Raw genomic sequence first — 14,821 nt, 5'->3', positions numbered from 1 at the left:
ATGGACGATCAGAAGATCCAGTCGGTTGGGTCAACGCCCTTATAGGAAATAGCGTCCTTGTCGAACACCATGCTGACCCTCGCCTTTTCCAGCGCGTCGATGCTGCGACTCTGCCAATCCCCCAGACTGTCCCTCCAAGTAAATCGAAGTTTTGCGTCCGGCACGAACTCAAACCGCCCGACAATTTCCTTGGGCTGTGATGGGTCACTCCCGACACCCAATGCGTCTGCAAGCACTGTCAGCTTCGCCAGCGCGACGACCTCACCTCTATCGGCTACCGAGAAGAACCGGGCAAAGCGCTCTAAGCCCTTGGGATACTGATGCTCATAAATTGCCTGCATGAGCTGTTGATCCCCCAGTAACCGCTCCAGTGGAAAAGACTTGATGATGGCGGTACCCGTGACTTGCGCATAACGAATCGCCAGGTGAGACCTTCCACTGAGCGTATTATCCATTCCCAGCATTAGGCCATCCTCCAGCAGATCGCTAATCAAAGTCGCGACCCTCGCCCGAATAGCCTCCCGATCCACCGGTTCAGTTTCTTCCGGGAGGTAGAAACTCATCATGTCAGGAGAAGGCAGTTGGGTAATCCAGCCTTTGGCTACTGCCAGACGGTAGTCCATCCTTGCATCACGCTGTAGCTCCGGCAGCGACTGAAGGAATGCCGCCAGGTCGGCATTGAACGGATCGGCCGCTGCGATGTGTTCGAGCGCTTCCTCAACCTTGTAACGGGAGGTACTTTGCAAAAGGTTGGTAGCGTATTTTAGTGCGAGTTCACCGAGGGGCGAACCTTTGTCATAGTCCTTGAGGTTGAGATAGGACTGGTAACGAAGGGCCTCGGGTGCCGAGGCGTCCTGTAGGTATCTCGCTTCGACGTCCACCAGATTTTTATTGCGCGAAAGGATCTGCAGTATGTCCAGCTTTCTCCTTGAGTCGAAGTGCGGGTCTTCAATTAGTCCGACAAGATCGCGCCCTAATTCGTTCTCACCGACGATAACGCCCCACTCCCCACCAGCCACTGCCAACAAGCGCAGGGCATCGTAAAAATCTTGGTGATCAGATGATGGCGAGCGAACTATCGCCATCAGACGTTTCTGGTCGCCAACCTTGAAGCGTAGATTGACGATGGGGCTGTGCTGCGACTTCTGCCTAGCGAGCTGGATCATGTAGGAGTCAAGCAAGGCACGGGTCCGGTAAGCATCAAAGGTCTTGCTAGCCGGCGAGTGCTGATCGTCCAGTGACAACCAAGACTCAATCCTCTGTGTCATGAGCGTTTCCAAGGTGGACTTGAGGCTACTGGTGGTCAGCCAGGCGAGCGCGCCACCGATCACCACCACGGCAAGCAGGATCCAGTTAAGAACGCTAACTACTCTCGCGACGGGCTCGTTGGCCTTTGCGATCAGATCCGTGCTCAACTCGTACTTGAGTTCTTGGATTTTCTCCTGGCAGTCGCGCTGTATATCCTTCATCGCGTCCAGAGACTTCGAAGAGCTGCGCTCGATTTTCTTTGCCAAGCGCCGCATCTCTTCCATCGCTTGTTCCGGGGTAACAACGTTTTCGTGGTTCATTGAGTCTCTGTTTCAGATGATTTATGGCCTTGGCTGCGGATTCAACGCCATCCGGACACTCAGCCACCAACGTCCGGACACTCGTTTCACGCTCCTTCCGACAGGTAGCCGGAGCGCAGCGACACAGGTTTGCATTGTTAGCTTGAAGTTCCTATTGCCGTCAATTTCGTTGCCCGCCTGCACATCGATTCCCCCCTTCAGTTCGATTCGATAAGCGTTATGCAATAGCCGGTCGAGGATCGCGTCGCCCAATCGGATCGCCGTTCAGCGCATGCTATTTTTTCACTGGCATCTAGCTGGTGACCAGCGAGCGGTTGCCGTAGCGGTCGTCCAGCAGCTCATGCATATCGCGCCGTTGCGCATCGCCATGGGCCAGGCTCAGCTCCTCCATTAGGCGCGGCAGACACAGGTAGCGGCCACGGCCACGGCCTATGAGAGTCCCGGTAACCTGAGCGGTCCGAATCACAAAGCTACAGTAGGTGTGGGCATCTGATTAAGCGGGCACAACTGCGGATAGACTCGATGTTGGAGAGGAAGATCGGTTGACAGCACTGGGCGGAGGAACGGGAAGCCTGGCTTCCCGTCTATGGGTCAGATCAAGAAGTGACATTTCCGTTTCCCGGAAGTGAACACGTGACGGAACCGTGCGCCGTAGCGAGCCTGGGTCATTTGGCACTGAAGTCGAAGTTCCACAGGCCGTAGGGACGAGTCAGGATGACATCCACCTCAGTGGCGGTAATGGGGGGTATGTACTGAGTCATGTCAGAGAAGTTCTGCACGATGTACGTTTGACCGACTATCGGTGGTGCCGTCACCATGAAGTAGAAGCACGGCAGGTACTCGAAGCTCACCGTCATCGACGAATCCACGTTGGGCATGGTCACCACCGGGTGTCCGTTGACGTACCAGTTGCAGTCAAACTGCATGTAAGGGTTGATCTTGTTGATCACCCCACACTGCTCTGGTGTCAGTTTCTCCCTCGCCAGCGATATCGGGACCGGCTCCAAATACGGCGACATTCCGCTCGGACTGATCGCCTGCAAGAGCGTACCAGGCGAAATACCCTGACGCCCCGACACAATCGGGATATCAGCTTCATCGATTGTAGTCACATTGGTTTCGATGATCGCCTCGTAGCTGAATGACTCGGTGGAGCCAGCCAAACCGGTCAATACCTGCCAAGAGTGAATTCGGTAGTTACGCTGTGGCTGTTGCGGTTTGAGAAAGACCAATACGGTCTTGCCTTCCATGTCATCGACAGCGAAGTTCACGTTAAACACGGTCATGGTCCATCTCCTTTTGTTCCGATCCCTGAAACCGCAAGGTTCTATGAAATGCCGCCGCATCACCCTGGCTAACAACACCAGGTACTCGCGCACAAAGTCATTTAGACACACCTCGAAGCCGCTGCTGAATTCTCAACAAAAATCCGGCTTCAAAAGCATCCTGGCAGTCACCGACAGGAAAGGTCTTGCGTGTTTGCGCCAGCTCCCACCACAGTGGAATCTCACCGGGCGTATCGAGCCAGACCTGGGCGCATTGGACGCCACGTTCGATCATGGGCGCAAATTCGCTGCCCCACGGCGTCAAAAGACTCGGGCAGCCGTCCGCCGCCGGAATTGAAACGTAATTTTCGTCCATAGACACCTTAGCTTTCGATTTAATTATTAATGCTGGGTCTGTTCCAAGCAGCATAGAAACAAAACTGGCACTTCGCTTAAGCATCAAAAAAGAGCCCGAATCAAGCCAATGTAGACTATATCCCGTGGATTGAGAGTCCCTCAAGGCGCAGTTTGCGCGCATGACTCAAGACTTCGAACAGCTCCGTCTGCAACTCGCGGAAAACATCCGCTCGATGCGACGCGTGAAGAACCTTACCCAGGAGCAATTGGCGCTCATGGCCGAGGTGGATCGTACCTATGTGAGTCAAATCGAACGAGGGGTAGGCAACCCGTCGCTATTGGTCCTCTGCAAACTCGCCAACATTTTCGAGATCAAAACGGATCAGTTACTCATCGAGTCTGACGCGCTTGCTCGTACGCTGAGCGCTGAATGACCCTCTGCTGATCTAGAAGGTCGCTGTAAACCGACAATCCTGCGTTCGGCTTTCTCACTGACACCCTCCTTTCGATCATTGAACCTGTCCAGGCCATACACCCAGAGCCTGGATCATGTCTGCTGCCTGCCCACACATTTCGCCCCAGAAGTTGCATCCTTTGGTGCTGAGCATTCTGCTGGCATCCGGGCCAAGCGTAGCGTTGGATACCGGCAACATTGCCGCCTCCGTGCTCACTCCGGACTGTCTCGAATACAAGGTCGTCGGCATCTGCTTCTGGTTGCTCTGCACCCCCTTCGGCTGCACTGTGAAAACCTCAACCAAGGTTCGTCACTTCATTCCTGAGCTGGTGGTCTCGAGCTATGCCACCACCGGTGCCAATCCTTGGACCGAGATGGCCGCACTTTCCTCTCCCATCAGCGGTGCGGAAGGTGGTGGTAACCTGATCACGCCGAACACGCAACGCGACAACCTGCCTCGTTTCAAAAACGTTGATGGCATCGGCCATCCCGGTGGCTGGGCCGCCACGCAACTTGCCTCACAATCCGGCTACGCCTGCGCCAGCGGCGCCACTGCGTTCATGCCCTATTACCTGAGCACTTTAGACTCACTGGCCTGGCGTCATGGCATCCCGGAAAGCCTCTACCCCGAGTCGCTTGTGCCCGGGATCCGTGAAATCGGTCGTCAGCTCGCGGGAAACATGTGGGGCAACGTCTATCCCCGGCAAGGGTTTTTGGTGCAACCCGACGATTTCAAAGCCGCTGCGGTGATGGTGCAGCGGGCGGGTGATGTCATTACCCGCAACTGGCAACCGCACGTGTATGTCCCGCTCATGCCCGTACCACGCGAGGGGTATTGGCCGCCTGGCCCAATCGTTGAAAACGACGCTTCGACCCACAAATGGCAATTGCTCTCCCCCGTGGTTCAACCCACATGTGCCATCTTCCCCAGCGATTCGGTGCAGAGCGCGGATGGCGGCTACGCCTGGTCGCTGTGGCGTCCCTATAGCTGCTGCAAGCGTGAAGGACAGACCTTTTTGTTCAGCATCGACTTCGAAGGCGGTGCTTCATGAGCCTGCTTCTCATACGATCCTCGTTCGACGCGATGAGTCTGTTGCTCTGTGGACTGCTCGCAGTGGCCACTCATGCTCATGCAGTCGAGGATGATTACCGCCTAGGCACTCAAGGTGAAGTGCTCGACGACCGGGTGATGTACACCATCGGTGGCGGCTCGGCAGCGGGCTCGCCGAGTTCACTCTACCGTCCCAACGGGCTCGGTGTCGGCGGCTCATGGCAAGCCAACATGATGTGCGGAAACATGAGCCTCACCAACACCTTGCAAAACCAGTTGAACGGCGTCACCGAAGGGTTCCAGCAAATCATGGGCAGCATTGTGCAGAACGCGACCCAAGCGGTGATGTCGCTGCCTGCGTTGATCATCCAGCGCGCCAACCCCGGGCTTTATGAGTTGTTGAGTAACGGGGTGATGCAAGGGCGTATCGACTTCGACCGCTCCAAACTGACCTGCCAGGCCATGGCCGAGAAGATGGCTGACAAGGTCGGCCAAGCCGGCTGGGGCGCATTGGCCAAGAACCAGGAGATGCAGGGCAACCTCGAAAAAACCGGCGGTGATGCGGTGGCCGCGGTGAAAAACACCGAGGCCCGTAACGGCAATAATGGGGTGTCATGGGTCGGCGGGCAGAAGGCTGGAGGTAGCGGACAAACACCCATCCGGGCAACCTCCGATGTGGTGCGCGCGGGCTACAACCTGCTGCATAACCGGTCCGTGGATGACAGCGCCTCGATCAGTAGCAGTGATTGCCTGGGCGGCGCTATTTGCCAGGCATGGACCTCACCCCAAGAGGAATCCGAATGGGCTGTTCGAGTGTTGGGCGAGACCGAAGTCGCAACCTGCGACACCTGCGAGACTCTGCGGGCTACCGCTGGCAGCGGACTGACGCCGCTGATCCAGGAGGCCTACGGCGAACATCTCAAGACCCTGCAAGGATTGCTGTCCGGTTCTCTGCCGCCTACCCCTGACAATCTGAGCAAAGCCTCCAGCCCGATGCTCCCAGTGACCCGTGGTGTGATCGAAGCCCTGCGCGACGATCCTGATCAGGAACTCCTGGCGCGGCGCCTGGCCAGTGAGACGGCCCTGTCCAGCGTGCTCGACAAAGCGCTCCTGCTATTGCGCACGCTGCTGGCAGGCAGCCACGAACCTAACATCGCTTCCGCCGAACCGGCCCAAATGGCCTTGACGAAAAACATCGACACACTGGAGCGCGAGATACGCCTGCTACAAACCGAGTTGCAGGTCCGGCAGATGCTCACAACCAATACCGCCAGCCTCGTGCTCGATCGACATGCCGGAGGTGCCGATGCGTCGCGCACCGTCGAGCAAGGCGACCCCGAACCTGGCCGACTCAACGACGCTGACGCCAGGCGCAAGTGAGCCATGAAACGCTCACTGCTATACACTTTGCTTTCAAGTCTAGGGATCGCCGCAGGGATGATCCTGACCGCCGCACTGATCGCCTGGATCGGCGGCACTGCGCTGGGCAGTTTCGGGGTCTGGCAGCAAGCCTTGGAATCGATACGGCCTTATCTGCGGTGGTGGCGTGTCCTGCTCTACGGCGTCCTCTTTGCACTCTGGTGGGACCTGCTGAGGCGCTACCGACATCGACCACAGGACCGACTGCGCGTGAAACGCGCCGGGACATTAGGGCTCTTGCTCTTTACCTGCGTCGAGCTCACTCGGTTGTGAGGTCACCACCATGCTCATGAGCACTAACAGCTATCTGGAGTTTTACCTTTCCCTGCTGGCCTGGATCATCAACAACGGTATCTGGAACATCCTATCCGATACCGGATTGTTCGCCGCGCCCTTCGGCGCGATCATCTTGCAAGAATGGTTGTCGGCCCGTCAGCAAGGCGCAGATGAAGGCAACAAGGGATTGCTCTCGGTACCTCGAATCGAGAACCGGCTTTGGCTGGCCTACATTGTCGTATTGTTCGGCTGCGCGCCGGTCTTTCCGCTAAACCTCGCTTCAATGGCGTTTGATGATGCAGCGAGCCAACGCTGCGGTGTCAGCGTGGCCAAGCCAGCAGAAACTGCCTGGGGTACCACTTTCAATACCATCGGCGAACGCTCTGCAAACGTGCCAATCTGGTGGTTTCTGGTGCACGCCCTGAGCAAAGGAGTGACCGCAGCGGCCACCGCGGCCATCCCCTGCGCACCGGATATCCGACAGATGCGCATGGAGATCGACAGTTCTCGCATCGATAACCAGGTATTGCTACAGGAAGTCGCCGACTTCACTCGCGACTGCTACGGTTATTCCCGCTCTCGGCTGTTCACCAATCGTCCACAGCTGGACAAGGTGCAAAGTCATGATGCGTCCTGGATCGGCTCAAGCTATTTTCTCGACACTCCGGGCTACTACGACACCGATCGCTCACGGACACCGCGAGCCAGTTGGCCCTATGATGAAACCCGAGATACTTCCTTACCACGGTTGGAGAATGGCGCGGGCTACCCCACTTGCAGACAGTGGTGGAGTGACAACGGTGTCGGGTTGCGCGAGCGCTTGATCGAGCAAGTCGATCCTTCAGTGCTGACTCAGCTAAAAGGTTGGTTGACTGGCCGTTCGAGTAATGAGATTGAGAATGCCACCCTGCGCGAGCTGGTCAGCCCGCGCCAGCAATCGATGTCCATGTCGCCAGGACAGGTGTACCAGGACTACGGCTCCAGCGCTCGCGGCGGGTCGATCAATCAGGGGCTCAATAACCTGGCAACCAATACTGGGCTGGCCCTTGGTTCATTCAGCTACTTCCCAGCAATGAATGCACTACGCGCTGCCCTGCCGATGGTGCAGGCTTTCCTAATCATGGGCGTCATCATCAGCTTGCCACTGATCCTGCTGGTCAGCACCTACCAGCTAAAGACCGTCATGACGGTGACGTTCGCGCTGTTCACGCTGCACATGCTGACCTTCTGGTGGGAGTTGGCCCGCTGGGTCGACTCCAGCATGCTCGATACCTTGTACAACCAAGTATCGGCGTCCAGTCAGGTGCTCTTGTCGCTGCCCACATCTGGCTTCATGGATGGGACCGTCACGGCACAGGTGATTGAGTATGTGATGGGGGCAATGTTCGTCGTGCTTCCGATGTTGTTTTTGGCTGCAATGAGCTGGGCAGGATATAGCGTTGGCTCAATCGCCGACGGCATGCTTAGCAAAGGAGCAGCTCAAGCGCAGGACGCTGGTGCAAAGGGCACTGGAGCTCTGATGTCTGCTGGAAAGGCCTTAAAGTAGGGAGTGAAGAGCTCGACTAAAGGTCTTTTAAATCAGGCTGACCGGGTGCGCGACCATACTCATACTCACCATATGGATCGCCATATGCTTTGTAACGGAGAGCATCCTTAGGTTTGATAGGTGTTCCATTCGCGATGGCCCAACACAAGGCGATAAGGATTATCACCGACACTGTGAGCCATAAGCTAACTAGAAGCAGTCCTGCAGCAACTGCCAACTTGAAGATTAAAAAACTCCCGCGAACAAGCAGCTTGCCTGCGGGCATACCTGCCGTCACCGCACGCTCAGCCGTGCGGGACTCCAATGCTTTCAACTTGCGATACCCGCGTTTTATCGACATGCCACAGGTATATGCCCAGTGGTGGACGCGGGAAACCTCAACACGGTTTTGAGTCGGCATGGTCTCGCCCTCTTCTGAGCGTTTTCATGGTTGAGAGAGGAGTAATAGCCTACTACCGAAAACCGCCCATGCCTGACCGTTTATCAGTTTACCTAGCCGAAAACTCTTCACTGGAAGACAGAAGACGCAGCTCGTGCACCAGCGCCTCTATGGCCGTTGACCCATGCATATCATCCAGCTACATAGAGGGTACGGATCGCTGTTATCGACAGCACCTTCCCAGGTAGCCAGAGCCTTCAAAGCTACGTCACTCCGGTGATGGTTCCCCCCAAGTGCGATTAGCGTTCGGTGGCTCGCACGGTCACGCTTCACGGTGATGAACGCCTACTGCTCTCCCGAGCGTCTTTCGAGCTCGGCTCGTCCTAACCCCTCTTGTTTTTCTTCAACCCACCGCGGGGAATTCTTTCCCCTATGGGACAGGTTTCTTCGCGCTATCAACGGAGGCACACCATGTCCGACTCACTCACACCCGAAGTACTGAACACTCTGCACTTGCCCGTTGTGTTCACTCCAGACGCGTGGCAACACGCAGTATTGCTCGATGGTTCAAGTCATCCTGAAAAGCTGCAGCTCGACAGGCTGAGCAACGTGGTACGCGCAGCCTTCAAAGCTCACCTGGCCGATCCAAACGCACCCTACCTGGTGTTCGAGATAGCCAAGTTCGGCTCAGTGAGTGATGCAGAACATGAACCACTGCTGCGACTGAGCCTCAGCCTGCTTCAGGCATCAGACCAACCTAACGCCTTACTGATAGCGCTTGCGGAAGAGCAGCAACGCTGAACGCAAACGGCCATACCCGGCCACTGATCCAACCCAGGCTATACGCAGTCCTGTACCAATCCAATCAACACCCACCGGGGAACCCTCCCCGACGGGCAAGGCGTTCCTCCGGTTTTTCGAGGTACATGCCATGCGCAATATCTACCAAGACGTGACTGACAAGATCGTTACCGCGTTGGACCAAGGCGTAGCGCCCTGGATCAAACCCTGGTCCTCAAGTGGCTCAGCTGACGTCGGTCATCACCAACCCTACCCCATCAACGCCATCACCCAGCGTCCCTATTCGGGCATCAATTTACCGTTGCTCTGGGCCGAGGCCCGATTGCAGGGGTTCACTCAAGATCGTTGGCTCACCTTCAACCAAGCCAAAAAAGCCGGAGGGCACATCCGTAAGGGTGAGCACAGCACTCTGGCAGTGCTCTACAAGCCGATGGAGCGCGAGGAACAGACCGAATCAGGCCAACCCGTACTTGATGAGAACGGTCAGCCCAAGATCGCTCACTTTGGCATTCTCAGGACGCATTTTCTGTTCAACATCGAGCAAACGGAAGGGCTCGAAACGCTCAACGAAACTTTACTCGAGGCGGAACCGAGCGATCCCTTCTTCCCCAACGCTGCTGCAGAAAGTTTGTTGCTAAGTTCGGGCGCAAATATCATTCATCGATTTTCCGACGAAGCCTTTTACCACCCGATCAGGGATCTCATCCAACTGCCGACAAAAGCGCAGTTTCACGATCAAGGTGGATACTACGCCACCGCGCTTCACGAGCTGACGCACTGGACCGGACACTACTCTCGATTGCAGCGCGAAGGCGTAACCTCTCCGTGTCCATTTGGCTCGCCAGACTATGCATTTGAAGAGTTGATCGCCGAAATGGGGGCCGCTTTTTTATGTGCCTACGCCGGTATACGGGGAGAGCTTCGGCACGAGGGCTACATCGACTCCTGGCTCGGCCTGCTCAAGGCTGACAACCGCGCGATTTTCCGCGCCAGTGGCCAGGCCCGATGCGCTTCGGAGTATGTGCTCAACCTGGAGCAGCAACGGAAGCAGACGGTAATGGATGACTCGCGATGCATGAAAGATGGAGCTTGATCGTCACCTCACCGCTGCAAACGCTTCATAGGGTCCAACACGAGTTGGACCCTTTTCTATGCCCAGAAAAATCCCCACACTGCGGAGCTCTGACGCAAAGAACATGAGGTAATCCCGTAACCGCAGTACGCCGTTACGTATCCAGATTCTCCGCCAGGTAATCCACCAGATCGAGCGGACTCCGGCTGTCGATCACCTTGTAGATCAGATCGCGTTTGCTGCGCGGTAGCTTCTTGACCACGCTCTTCGCCGAGGCCCTGACGGCTTCGTCTGTTCCATGGATACGTGCTGCGAGCAGCAATATGAGCGTGGCGTCAGTGAGGTTCATGACAAGACCCGATAAAATTCGCACCGCAGTGTACCGACACTTTCCTTTTTCGTACCAGCATGCGCATCCAACAAAACGGCACCAGGACAAATCGATATTCCGATTGCCGCACAAAGGGAAACGCGTCAAAAGGACCGGTAAGGGTTGGAAGGGAATGGGGAGTCAAGGGTAAGAGCCCTATCCAAAAAGGCTAAAATGTAGCTGACCCTGCCATTTCCTGGGAGGCCATGATGCTCAGTCTGTTTCGCCACAAAAGGCAGAAGCCCCCTCCGCCACCCACCGTAAGCGTTGCCGAAGGTTACCTGCCCATTGAGTCGTCCCAAAGCTTGTTAGCGGCCGAGCACCGCCGCCAGTTGCTCGATCGCATCTGGCAGTACACCGCCCTCTCCCATCTTCAGTTCAACCAACTCTATTTAAATCCGATCCATCGCTACGCCGAGCTGGTCCAACAGCTTCCAGCCAGCGAGACGCACCACCATGCTTATCTTGGCGGCATGCTCGACCATGGGTTGGAGCTGGTCGCTTGCAGTTTGAAACTGCGTCAGTCGTATCTGCTTCCCACAGGCGCTGCGCCCGAAGACCAAGCTGCACAGACAGATGCCTGGTCCGCCGGCATCGCTTATGGAGCCCTGCTGCATGACATCGGCAAAATCGCCGTGGACCTGCTGGTCGAACGCCAGGATGGCCGTGTCTGGCATCCTTGGCAGGGATCCCTAGATCAGCCCTACCGTTTTCGCTACCTCAAGGGGCGCGACTACCACCTGCACGGCGCGGCCGCAGGCTTGCTTTACACGCAGATTCTCGACCGCCCGATCTTCGATTGGCTCAGTGGGTTCCCATCGCTCTGGGCCAACCTGCTGTATGTCCTGGCGGGTCAGTACGAACGTGCCGGCGTGCTGGGCGAATTGGTGACTCAGGCCGACCGCGTTTCCACCGCACAGAACATCGGTGGCAACCCAAGCAAGGCATTACAAGCGCCGATTCATTCGCTGCAACATCACTTGATCAGCGGACTGCGTCATCTGGTTCAACACGAGCTGAAACTCAACCAGCCAGGTGCCGCGGGATGGCTGACCCGGGACGCACTCTGGCTCGTCAGCAAGACGGTCACAGACAAGCTGCGAGCCTATCTGCTGTCGCAATCGATTGAAGGGATTCCCTCGTCCAACCTCACAGTGTTTGACGAGCTGCAGTCACATGGATTGGTTGAGTCCACGCCGGAAGGCAAAGCCATCTGGACCGCGCTTGTGGCACAAGGCAACTGGCAGCAGAGCTTCACCTTCCTGCGCCTTCAACCCGCACTGATTTGGGGGAACGAAGACCGGCCTGAGGCTTTCAGCGGAACGGTGAGCATTGCAACCCATGACCACTCAACTGATACTGATACCCTGGTACCAACACCAGCGCCCGAGGCAGTCCGTGTAGGATCAGACCATAGCCAACCGCAGCCGGAACCCATGGCGCTAGAGGACGCCGATTACCTCGGCTCGCTGCTGGACATGTTCGAGTTGGAAGAACGTGAGGCCACTGTTGCACTGTCCGAAAGTGCTGACAAAACTTCAACGCTTCCATCGGATGACCCAGGCCAGGTATTCCTGAATTGGGTCAAGAAAGGCATCCGGAGTCACAAGCTGATCATCAATGACAGCAAGGCCAAAATCCACACAGTGGATGGAAGCGTATTTCTGGTCACGCCTGGTCTCTTCCAACGTTATGTACAGGAGTTTCCTGGCATCGCCAAGAATAGCGGCCAAGAGATTGAAGAATGGCGTTGGGTGCAGAAGCAGTTTGAGAAACTGAAGGTCCACAGGAAGCGCGACAATGGTTTAAATATTTGGGTCTGTCAGGTGGAAGGTCCTCGGAAGAAAGGAAAACTCCAGGGCTATTTGCTAGAAAAACCAAAACTATTATTCGAAGCTACGCCGGTGCCTTCGGACAATATTTTTTTAAAAATTGAAAAATCTTAAATGTCCGTAACATCCCAGACTCGACTCAGGCAACCAGGCGAAGGATTGCGCACTGCGCGTCAGTCCCTGTTGCCAGCTCAACGATTTAAATACATCTCACAGAGCACAAGTCAAAGCCGAACGCACCACGCTTTGACCCTGCAGATGCTCCCTGCCAGCGCCTTAGAGCTACATCTCGGCAATCGCCCATTTCATAATATTTCGCTCAAACGGGGACAGCTGCATCCCATCCAGGCGGATCGCCAAGTGCCGTAACTTGTTCAGCAGATCATTCAGGTTGTCAGATGGAAGAATTGAACTCTTAATACGCGTCGAGACCTGCGTGGGAATCCCATATTCGTCCAGCGCCGTCAGTAAGGGATCGTGAAAAAGGTTCTCCATCTGCTCAGAGAAGAAGCTGAAGTCTCCTGGCTCAATATTGCGCTGGGTGAAGATATCCGCCTGGATCTTGCTTATGGCCATAAAATCACGAGGAAGGCGATAGCACAGGACGTTACGGATAAACTTGAGACGAAGGTTGATCGCTTCGCTCGCAGTGGTGCCCGCTCGGTTAGTGTCGATTGCGTTCTGCAGATACGCCGAGAAGTCTTTCTCCATTCGGACAGAGTTGATATGAAAGGCGAGCTGAGGGCCTGAAATGATTCCATAATCCATCAGTTTGGTCTGAAGGTGATCACAGACTAAGGTGCACACGTATTCGAGCTGGTTTTGTTCAGGGTTTCCTTTCCAAGTGAGCATTCGGCGACTCACTGCAAGATTCCTGATAATTGATTCGGCGATCTCTATCTGCCGGTCAACCGGGATATGCCGATTTTCGACGAGGGTCGCAGTAGACAACAACGGTGTCGCATACGCCCGATCCAGCCGTTGACGGGAGATATCCGTGAGGTACTCCGGCTCTAGCTTCATCAAAAGCCCCATCGGAGAATCTTCGTTCTGCAGTCCGATCGGGTAATCAACAGTGAGATCTTTTTCTTCCGGCGGAGCCTCCAGCATGTAAACCTTGCCGATGAAGTAGCGGTTCATGCGACCCGCGCGGCCAGAAATGTTCTTGAACGTGAAGAAATCGAACGGCGTGTTACTAACCCGGCGGTCATAAATGATGACGTTTTCTGCTGAGGTATTGACCCCCTCAATCATCGTTGACGTGCAGATGATGTGCTTGATTGTCCCCTCGTTGAAGAGCTTCACAAAATACTGTTGCAGCGCTCTAGGGACGCCACCATGGTGAATGGCGATACCAAGCGATATGGCCTTAGCGACGTTCCACTGGGGGTGGTATTCCTTCGCGATCCATTGAGCAATGTCTTGGGTCTGCGCGAGCGGCGAAAACCCACCCTTTTCGATAAGGAGCTGTGCAACCTTGTTAGCGCTTGCTGGCGACTGAGAGTAGATGAGCGTGGGGGTGGCAATTTTGCGGCAGAGTTCTAGGAGCTTGTCCTTGCGTGCATCTCCGTTGGTCGGCAAATTGAAATACTCAACATCGACGGCCACTGTGGAAAAGTTGGAGGGGATGAAATTGTACTCATAAGCGTCGAGACCGTGGATATTTTGGATATGCGGGCCGAGTAGATAGAACTGCGCCCCCTGTCTTGCCAGCTTGTGGAAAGCCAAGCTCAAATCAATTGCACGGCTGCCAGTTTCTGAGTCACTGCACAGGTCAAGTTTATAGAATTCATCTACGACGAAAAAGCCGACGTCCTGTAGATCGTCACGCTGGAGGACTCTCTCCTGGGTCAGCAGGTAAACGTTTACTCGGGCGTCGTCGGCTTCCTGAGTCGGATGCGTAATGACATTGCACCTCTGTTTGAAGCGCTTGACCAGACGTCGGCGCGTTTCGTCGATGAGGGCGATGGTTGGGACGATGACCACGATCTTGCGAAATTTTTCCTGGGCCAGAACGGCGTCTATCACCAAGCTTTTACCGACGCTTGTTGAGGCACTCAGCACGACGTTGCGTCCTTGCATCAGCAAGCTGAACACATGAGCCTGCAGCCGATGAAAAACCATGCCCGCTTCAACTCCGTCCACCCGATGTACCTCATAGGCCAGACGGTCTGAAATCGATATTCCATCGAGGTACGGAGTGATGTAAGGGAATAGGCCCACCGCGCGGATCATACTCAGCAAAAGGGATTGCTCAACTTCACCAAACAAGGCGAATTTATCCAGCGCACGGATGACGAGGTCCCGTCCTTCCCACTCTGGGTTCCCCCGGTTCACGGCAACACTGATAGCTTGGAGAAGCTCGATCCTGGAGCTTGAATCTTCACCGAGCCGTTCGAGTCGTTCCTTAACTACTTCATATTTCATATCA

At 55.6% G+C, this 14,821-nt stretch carries 14 protein-coding genes and 1 pseudogene; 8 read left to right on the top strand and 7 right to left on the bottom strand.

Features of this window, described 5'->3' with window-relative positions:
* Positions 1–8: 8 nt before the first annotated feature.
* From PSH86_RS11235 to PSH86_RS11220, 4 genes and pseudogenes are all read right to left on the bottom strand, one after another.
* Positions 9–1,568, bottom strand: a complete 1,560-nt coding sequence (locus tag PSH86_RS11235) for a hypothetical protein (protein WP_305489715.1) — start codon at positions 1,566–1,568, stop codon at positions 9–11.
* A 137-nt stretch (positions 1,569–1,705) separates the two neighbouring features.
* Positions 1,706–1,983 (bottom strand): annotated as a pseudogene (locus tag PSH86_RS11230) (ATP-binding protein); the annotation flags it as partial.
* 250 nt (positions 1,984–2,233) lie between these two features.
* A complete protein-coding gene (locus PSH86_RS11225) occupies positions 2,234–2,854 on the bottom strand; it encodes a hypothetical protein (RefSeq protein WP_305489713.1) in 621 nt (206 codons plus the stop codon).
* 97 nt (positions 2,855–2,951) lie between these two features.
* Entirely contained in the window at positions 2,952–3,209 is a 258-nt protein-coding gene (locus PSH86_RS11220) for a LasR-specific antiactivator QslA (protein WP_103308201.1), read from the bottom strand.
* 160 nt (positions 3,210–3,369) lie between these two features.
* Here PSH86_RS11220 and PSH86_RS11215 point away from each other — a divergent pair, with 160 nt between their 5' ends.
* The 5 genes from PSH86_RS11215 (at position 3,370) to PSH86_RS11195 (ending at position 7,936) form a co-directional block, all read left to right on the top strand.
* The gene (locus PSH86_RS11215; RefSeq protein WP_027603217.1) at positions 3,370–3,624 is read left to right on the top strand and encodes a helix-turn-helix domain-containing protein; all 255 of its coding nucleotides are present in this window, start codon (positions 3,370–3,372) and stop codon (positions 3,622–3,624) included.
* 115 nt (positions 3,625–3,739) lie between these two features.
* A complete protein-coding gene (locus PSH86_RS11210; protein ID WP_305489710.1) occupies positions 3,740–4,696 on the top strand; it encodes a TIGR03756 family integrating conjugative element protein in 957 nt (318 codons plus the stop codon).
* On the top strand, positions 4,693–6,075 hold the full coding sequence (locus PSH86_RS11205; RefSeq protein ID WP_370873773.1) for an integrating conjugative element protein: 1,383 nt from the start codon (positions 4,693–4,695) through the stop codon (positions 6,073–6,075). Before PSH86_RS11210 ends, PSH86_RS11205 begins: the two co-directional genes overlap by 4 nt.
* 3 nt (positions 6,076–6,078) lie before the next feature.
* A complete protein-coding gene (locus PSH86_RS11200) occupies positions 6,079–6,387 on the top strand; it encodes a hypothetical protein (protein ID WP_305489708.1) in 309 nt (102 codons plus the stop codon).
* Between the two features lie 10 nt (positions 6,388–6,397).
* Positions 6,398–7,936, top strand: coding sequence for a conjugal transfer protein TraG N-terminal domain-containing protein (locus PSH86_RS11195; protein WP_305489707.1), 1,539 nt, complete (start codon positions 6,398–6,400; stop codon positions 7,934–7,936).
* Positions 7,937–7,952: 16 nt separating this feature from the next.
* On the opposite strand, the gene PSH86_RS11190 is transcribed toward PSH86_RS11195, so the two are convergent.
* Complete coding sequence (locus PSH86_RS11190) at positions 7,953–8,336, bottom strand: DUF3742 family protein (RefSeq protein ID WP_305489705.1); 384 nt, start codon at positions 8,334–8,336, stop codon at positions 7,953–7,955.
* A gap of 450 nt (positions 8,337–8,786) precedes the next feature.
* Between PSH86_RS11190 and PSH86_RS11185 the strand changes: the two genes are divergently transcribed.
* Together PSH86_RS11185 and PSH86_RS11180 are read left to right on the top strand one after the other, a co-directional pair.
* Entirely contained in the window at positions 8,787–9,116 is a 330-nt protein-coding gene (locus PSH86_RS11185; protein WP_305489703.1) for a hypothetical protein, read from the top strand.
* A 130-nt stretch (positions 9,117–9,246) separates the two neighbouring features.
* Complete coding sequence (locus PSH86_RS11180) at positions 9,247–10,209, top strand: ArdC family protein (RefSeq protein WP_305489701.1); 963 nt, start codon at positions 9,247–9,249, stop codon at positions 10,207–10,209.
* A gap of 133 nt (positions 10,210–10,342) precedes the next feature.
* Here the strand turns inward: PSH86_RS11180 and PSH86_RS11175 are convergent, their stop codons facing one another.
* A complete protein-coding gene (locus PSH86_RS11175; RefSeq protein ID WP_026067412.1) occupies positions 10,343–10,537 on the bottom strand; it encodes a hypothetical protein in 195 nt (64 codons plus the stop codon).
* Between the two features lie 230 nt (positions 10,538–10,767).
* On the opposite strand from PSH86_RS11175, the gene mobH reads away from it, so the two are divergent.
* Positions 10,768–12,504 carry a MobH family relaxase gene (gene mobH, locus PSH86_RS11170; protein ID WP_305489699.1) on the top strand — a complete coding sequence of 579 codons (1,737 nt, stop codon included), beginning with the start codon at positions 10,768–10,770 and terminating at the stop codon, positions 12,502–12,504.
* 168 nt (positions 12,505–12,672) lie between these two features.
* Here mobH and PSH86_RS11165 read toward each other — a convergent pair whose 3' ends face one another.
* Complete coding sequence (locus PSH86_RS11165; protein WP_046035943.1) at positions 12,673–14,817, bottom strand: DEAD/DEAH box helicase; 2,145 nt, start codon at positions 14,815–14,817, stop codon at positions 12,673–12,675.
* Positions 14,818–14,821: the final 4 nt, after the last annotated feature.

It is taken from the genome of Pseudomonas sp. FP2300 (genome assembly GCF_030687595.1).
GTDB lineage: Bacteria > Pseudomonadota > Gammaproteobacteria > Pseudomonadales > Pseudomonadaceae > Aquipseudomonas > Aquipseudomonas bijieensis.
This window is presented reverse-complemented; position numbering and strand designations above follow the sequence as displayed.

Excerpts from the sequence above, each read along its gene's own strand:
- PSH86_RS11235 (WP_305489715.1), bottom strand. The coding sequence starts at position 1,568 with ATGAACCACGAAAACGTTGTTACCCCGGAACAAGCGATGGAAGAGATG.
- PSH86_RS11225 (WP_305489713.1), bottom strand. The coding sequence starts at position 2,854 with ATGACCGTGTTTAACGTGAACTTCGCTGTCGATGACATGGAAGGCAAG.
- PSH86_RS11220 (WP_103308201.1), bottom strand. The coding sequence starts at position 3,209 with ATGGACGAAAATTACGTTTCAATTCCGGCGGCGGACGGCTGCCCGAGT.
- PSH86_RS11215 (WP_027603217.1), top strand. The coding sequence starts at position 3,370 with ATGACTCAAGACTTCGAACAGCTCCGTCTGCAACTCGCGGAAAACATC.
- PSH86_RS11210 (WP_305489710.1), top strand. The coding sequence starts at position 3,740 with ATGTCTGCTGCCTGCCCACACATTTCGCCCCAGAAGTTGCATCCTTTG.
- PSH86_RS11205 (WP_370873773.1), top strand. The coding sequence starts at position 4,693 with ATGAGCCTGCTTCTCATACGATCCTCGTTCGACGCGATGAGTCTGTTG.
- PSH86_RS11200 (WP_305489708.1), top strand. The coding sequence starts at position 6,079 with ATGAAACGCTCACTGCTATACACTTTGCTTTCAAGTCTAGGGATCGCC.
- PSH86_RS11195 (WP_305489707.1), top strand. The coding sequence starts at position 6,398 with ATGCTCATGAGCACTAACAGCTATCTGGAGTTTTACCTTTCCCTGCTG.
- PSH86_RS11190 (WP_305489705.1), bottom strand. The coding sequence starts at position 8,336 with ATGCCGACTCAAAACCGTGTTGAGGTTTCCCGCGTCCACCACTGGGCA.
- PSH86_RS11185 (WP_305489703.1), top strand. The coding sequence starts at position 8,787 with ATGTCCGACTCACTCACACCCGAAGTACTGAACACTCTGCACTTGCCC.
- PSH86_RS11180 (WP_305489701.1), top strand. The coding sequence starts at position 9,247 with ATGCGCAATATCTACCAAGACGTGACTGACAAGATCGTTACCGCGTTG.
- PSH86_RS11175 (WP_026067412.1), bottom strand. The coding sequence starts at position 10,537 with ATGAACCTCACTGACGCCACGCTCATATTGCTGCTCGCAGCACGTATC.
- mobH (WP_305489699.1), top strand. The coding sequence starts at position 10,768 with ATGCTCAGTCTGTTTCGCCACAAAAGGCAGAAGCCCCCTCCGCCACCC.
- PSH86_RS11165 (WP_046035943.1), bottom strand. The coding sequence starts at position 14,817 with ATGAAATATGAAGTAGTTAAGGAACGACTCGAACGGCTCGGTGAAGAT.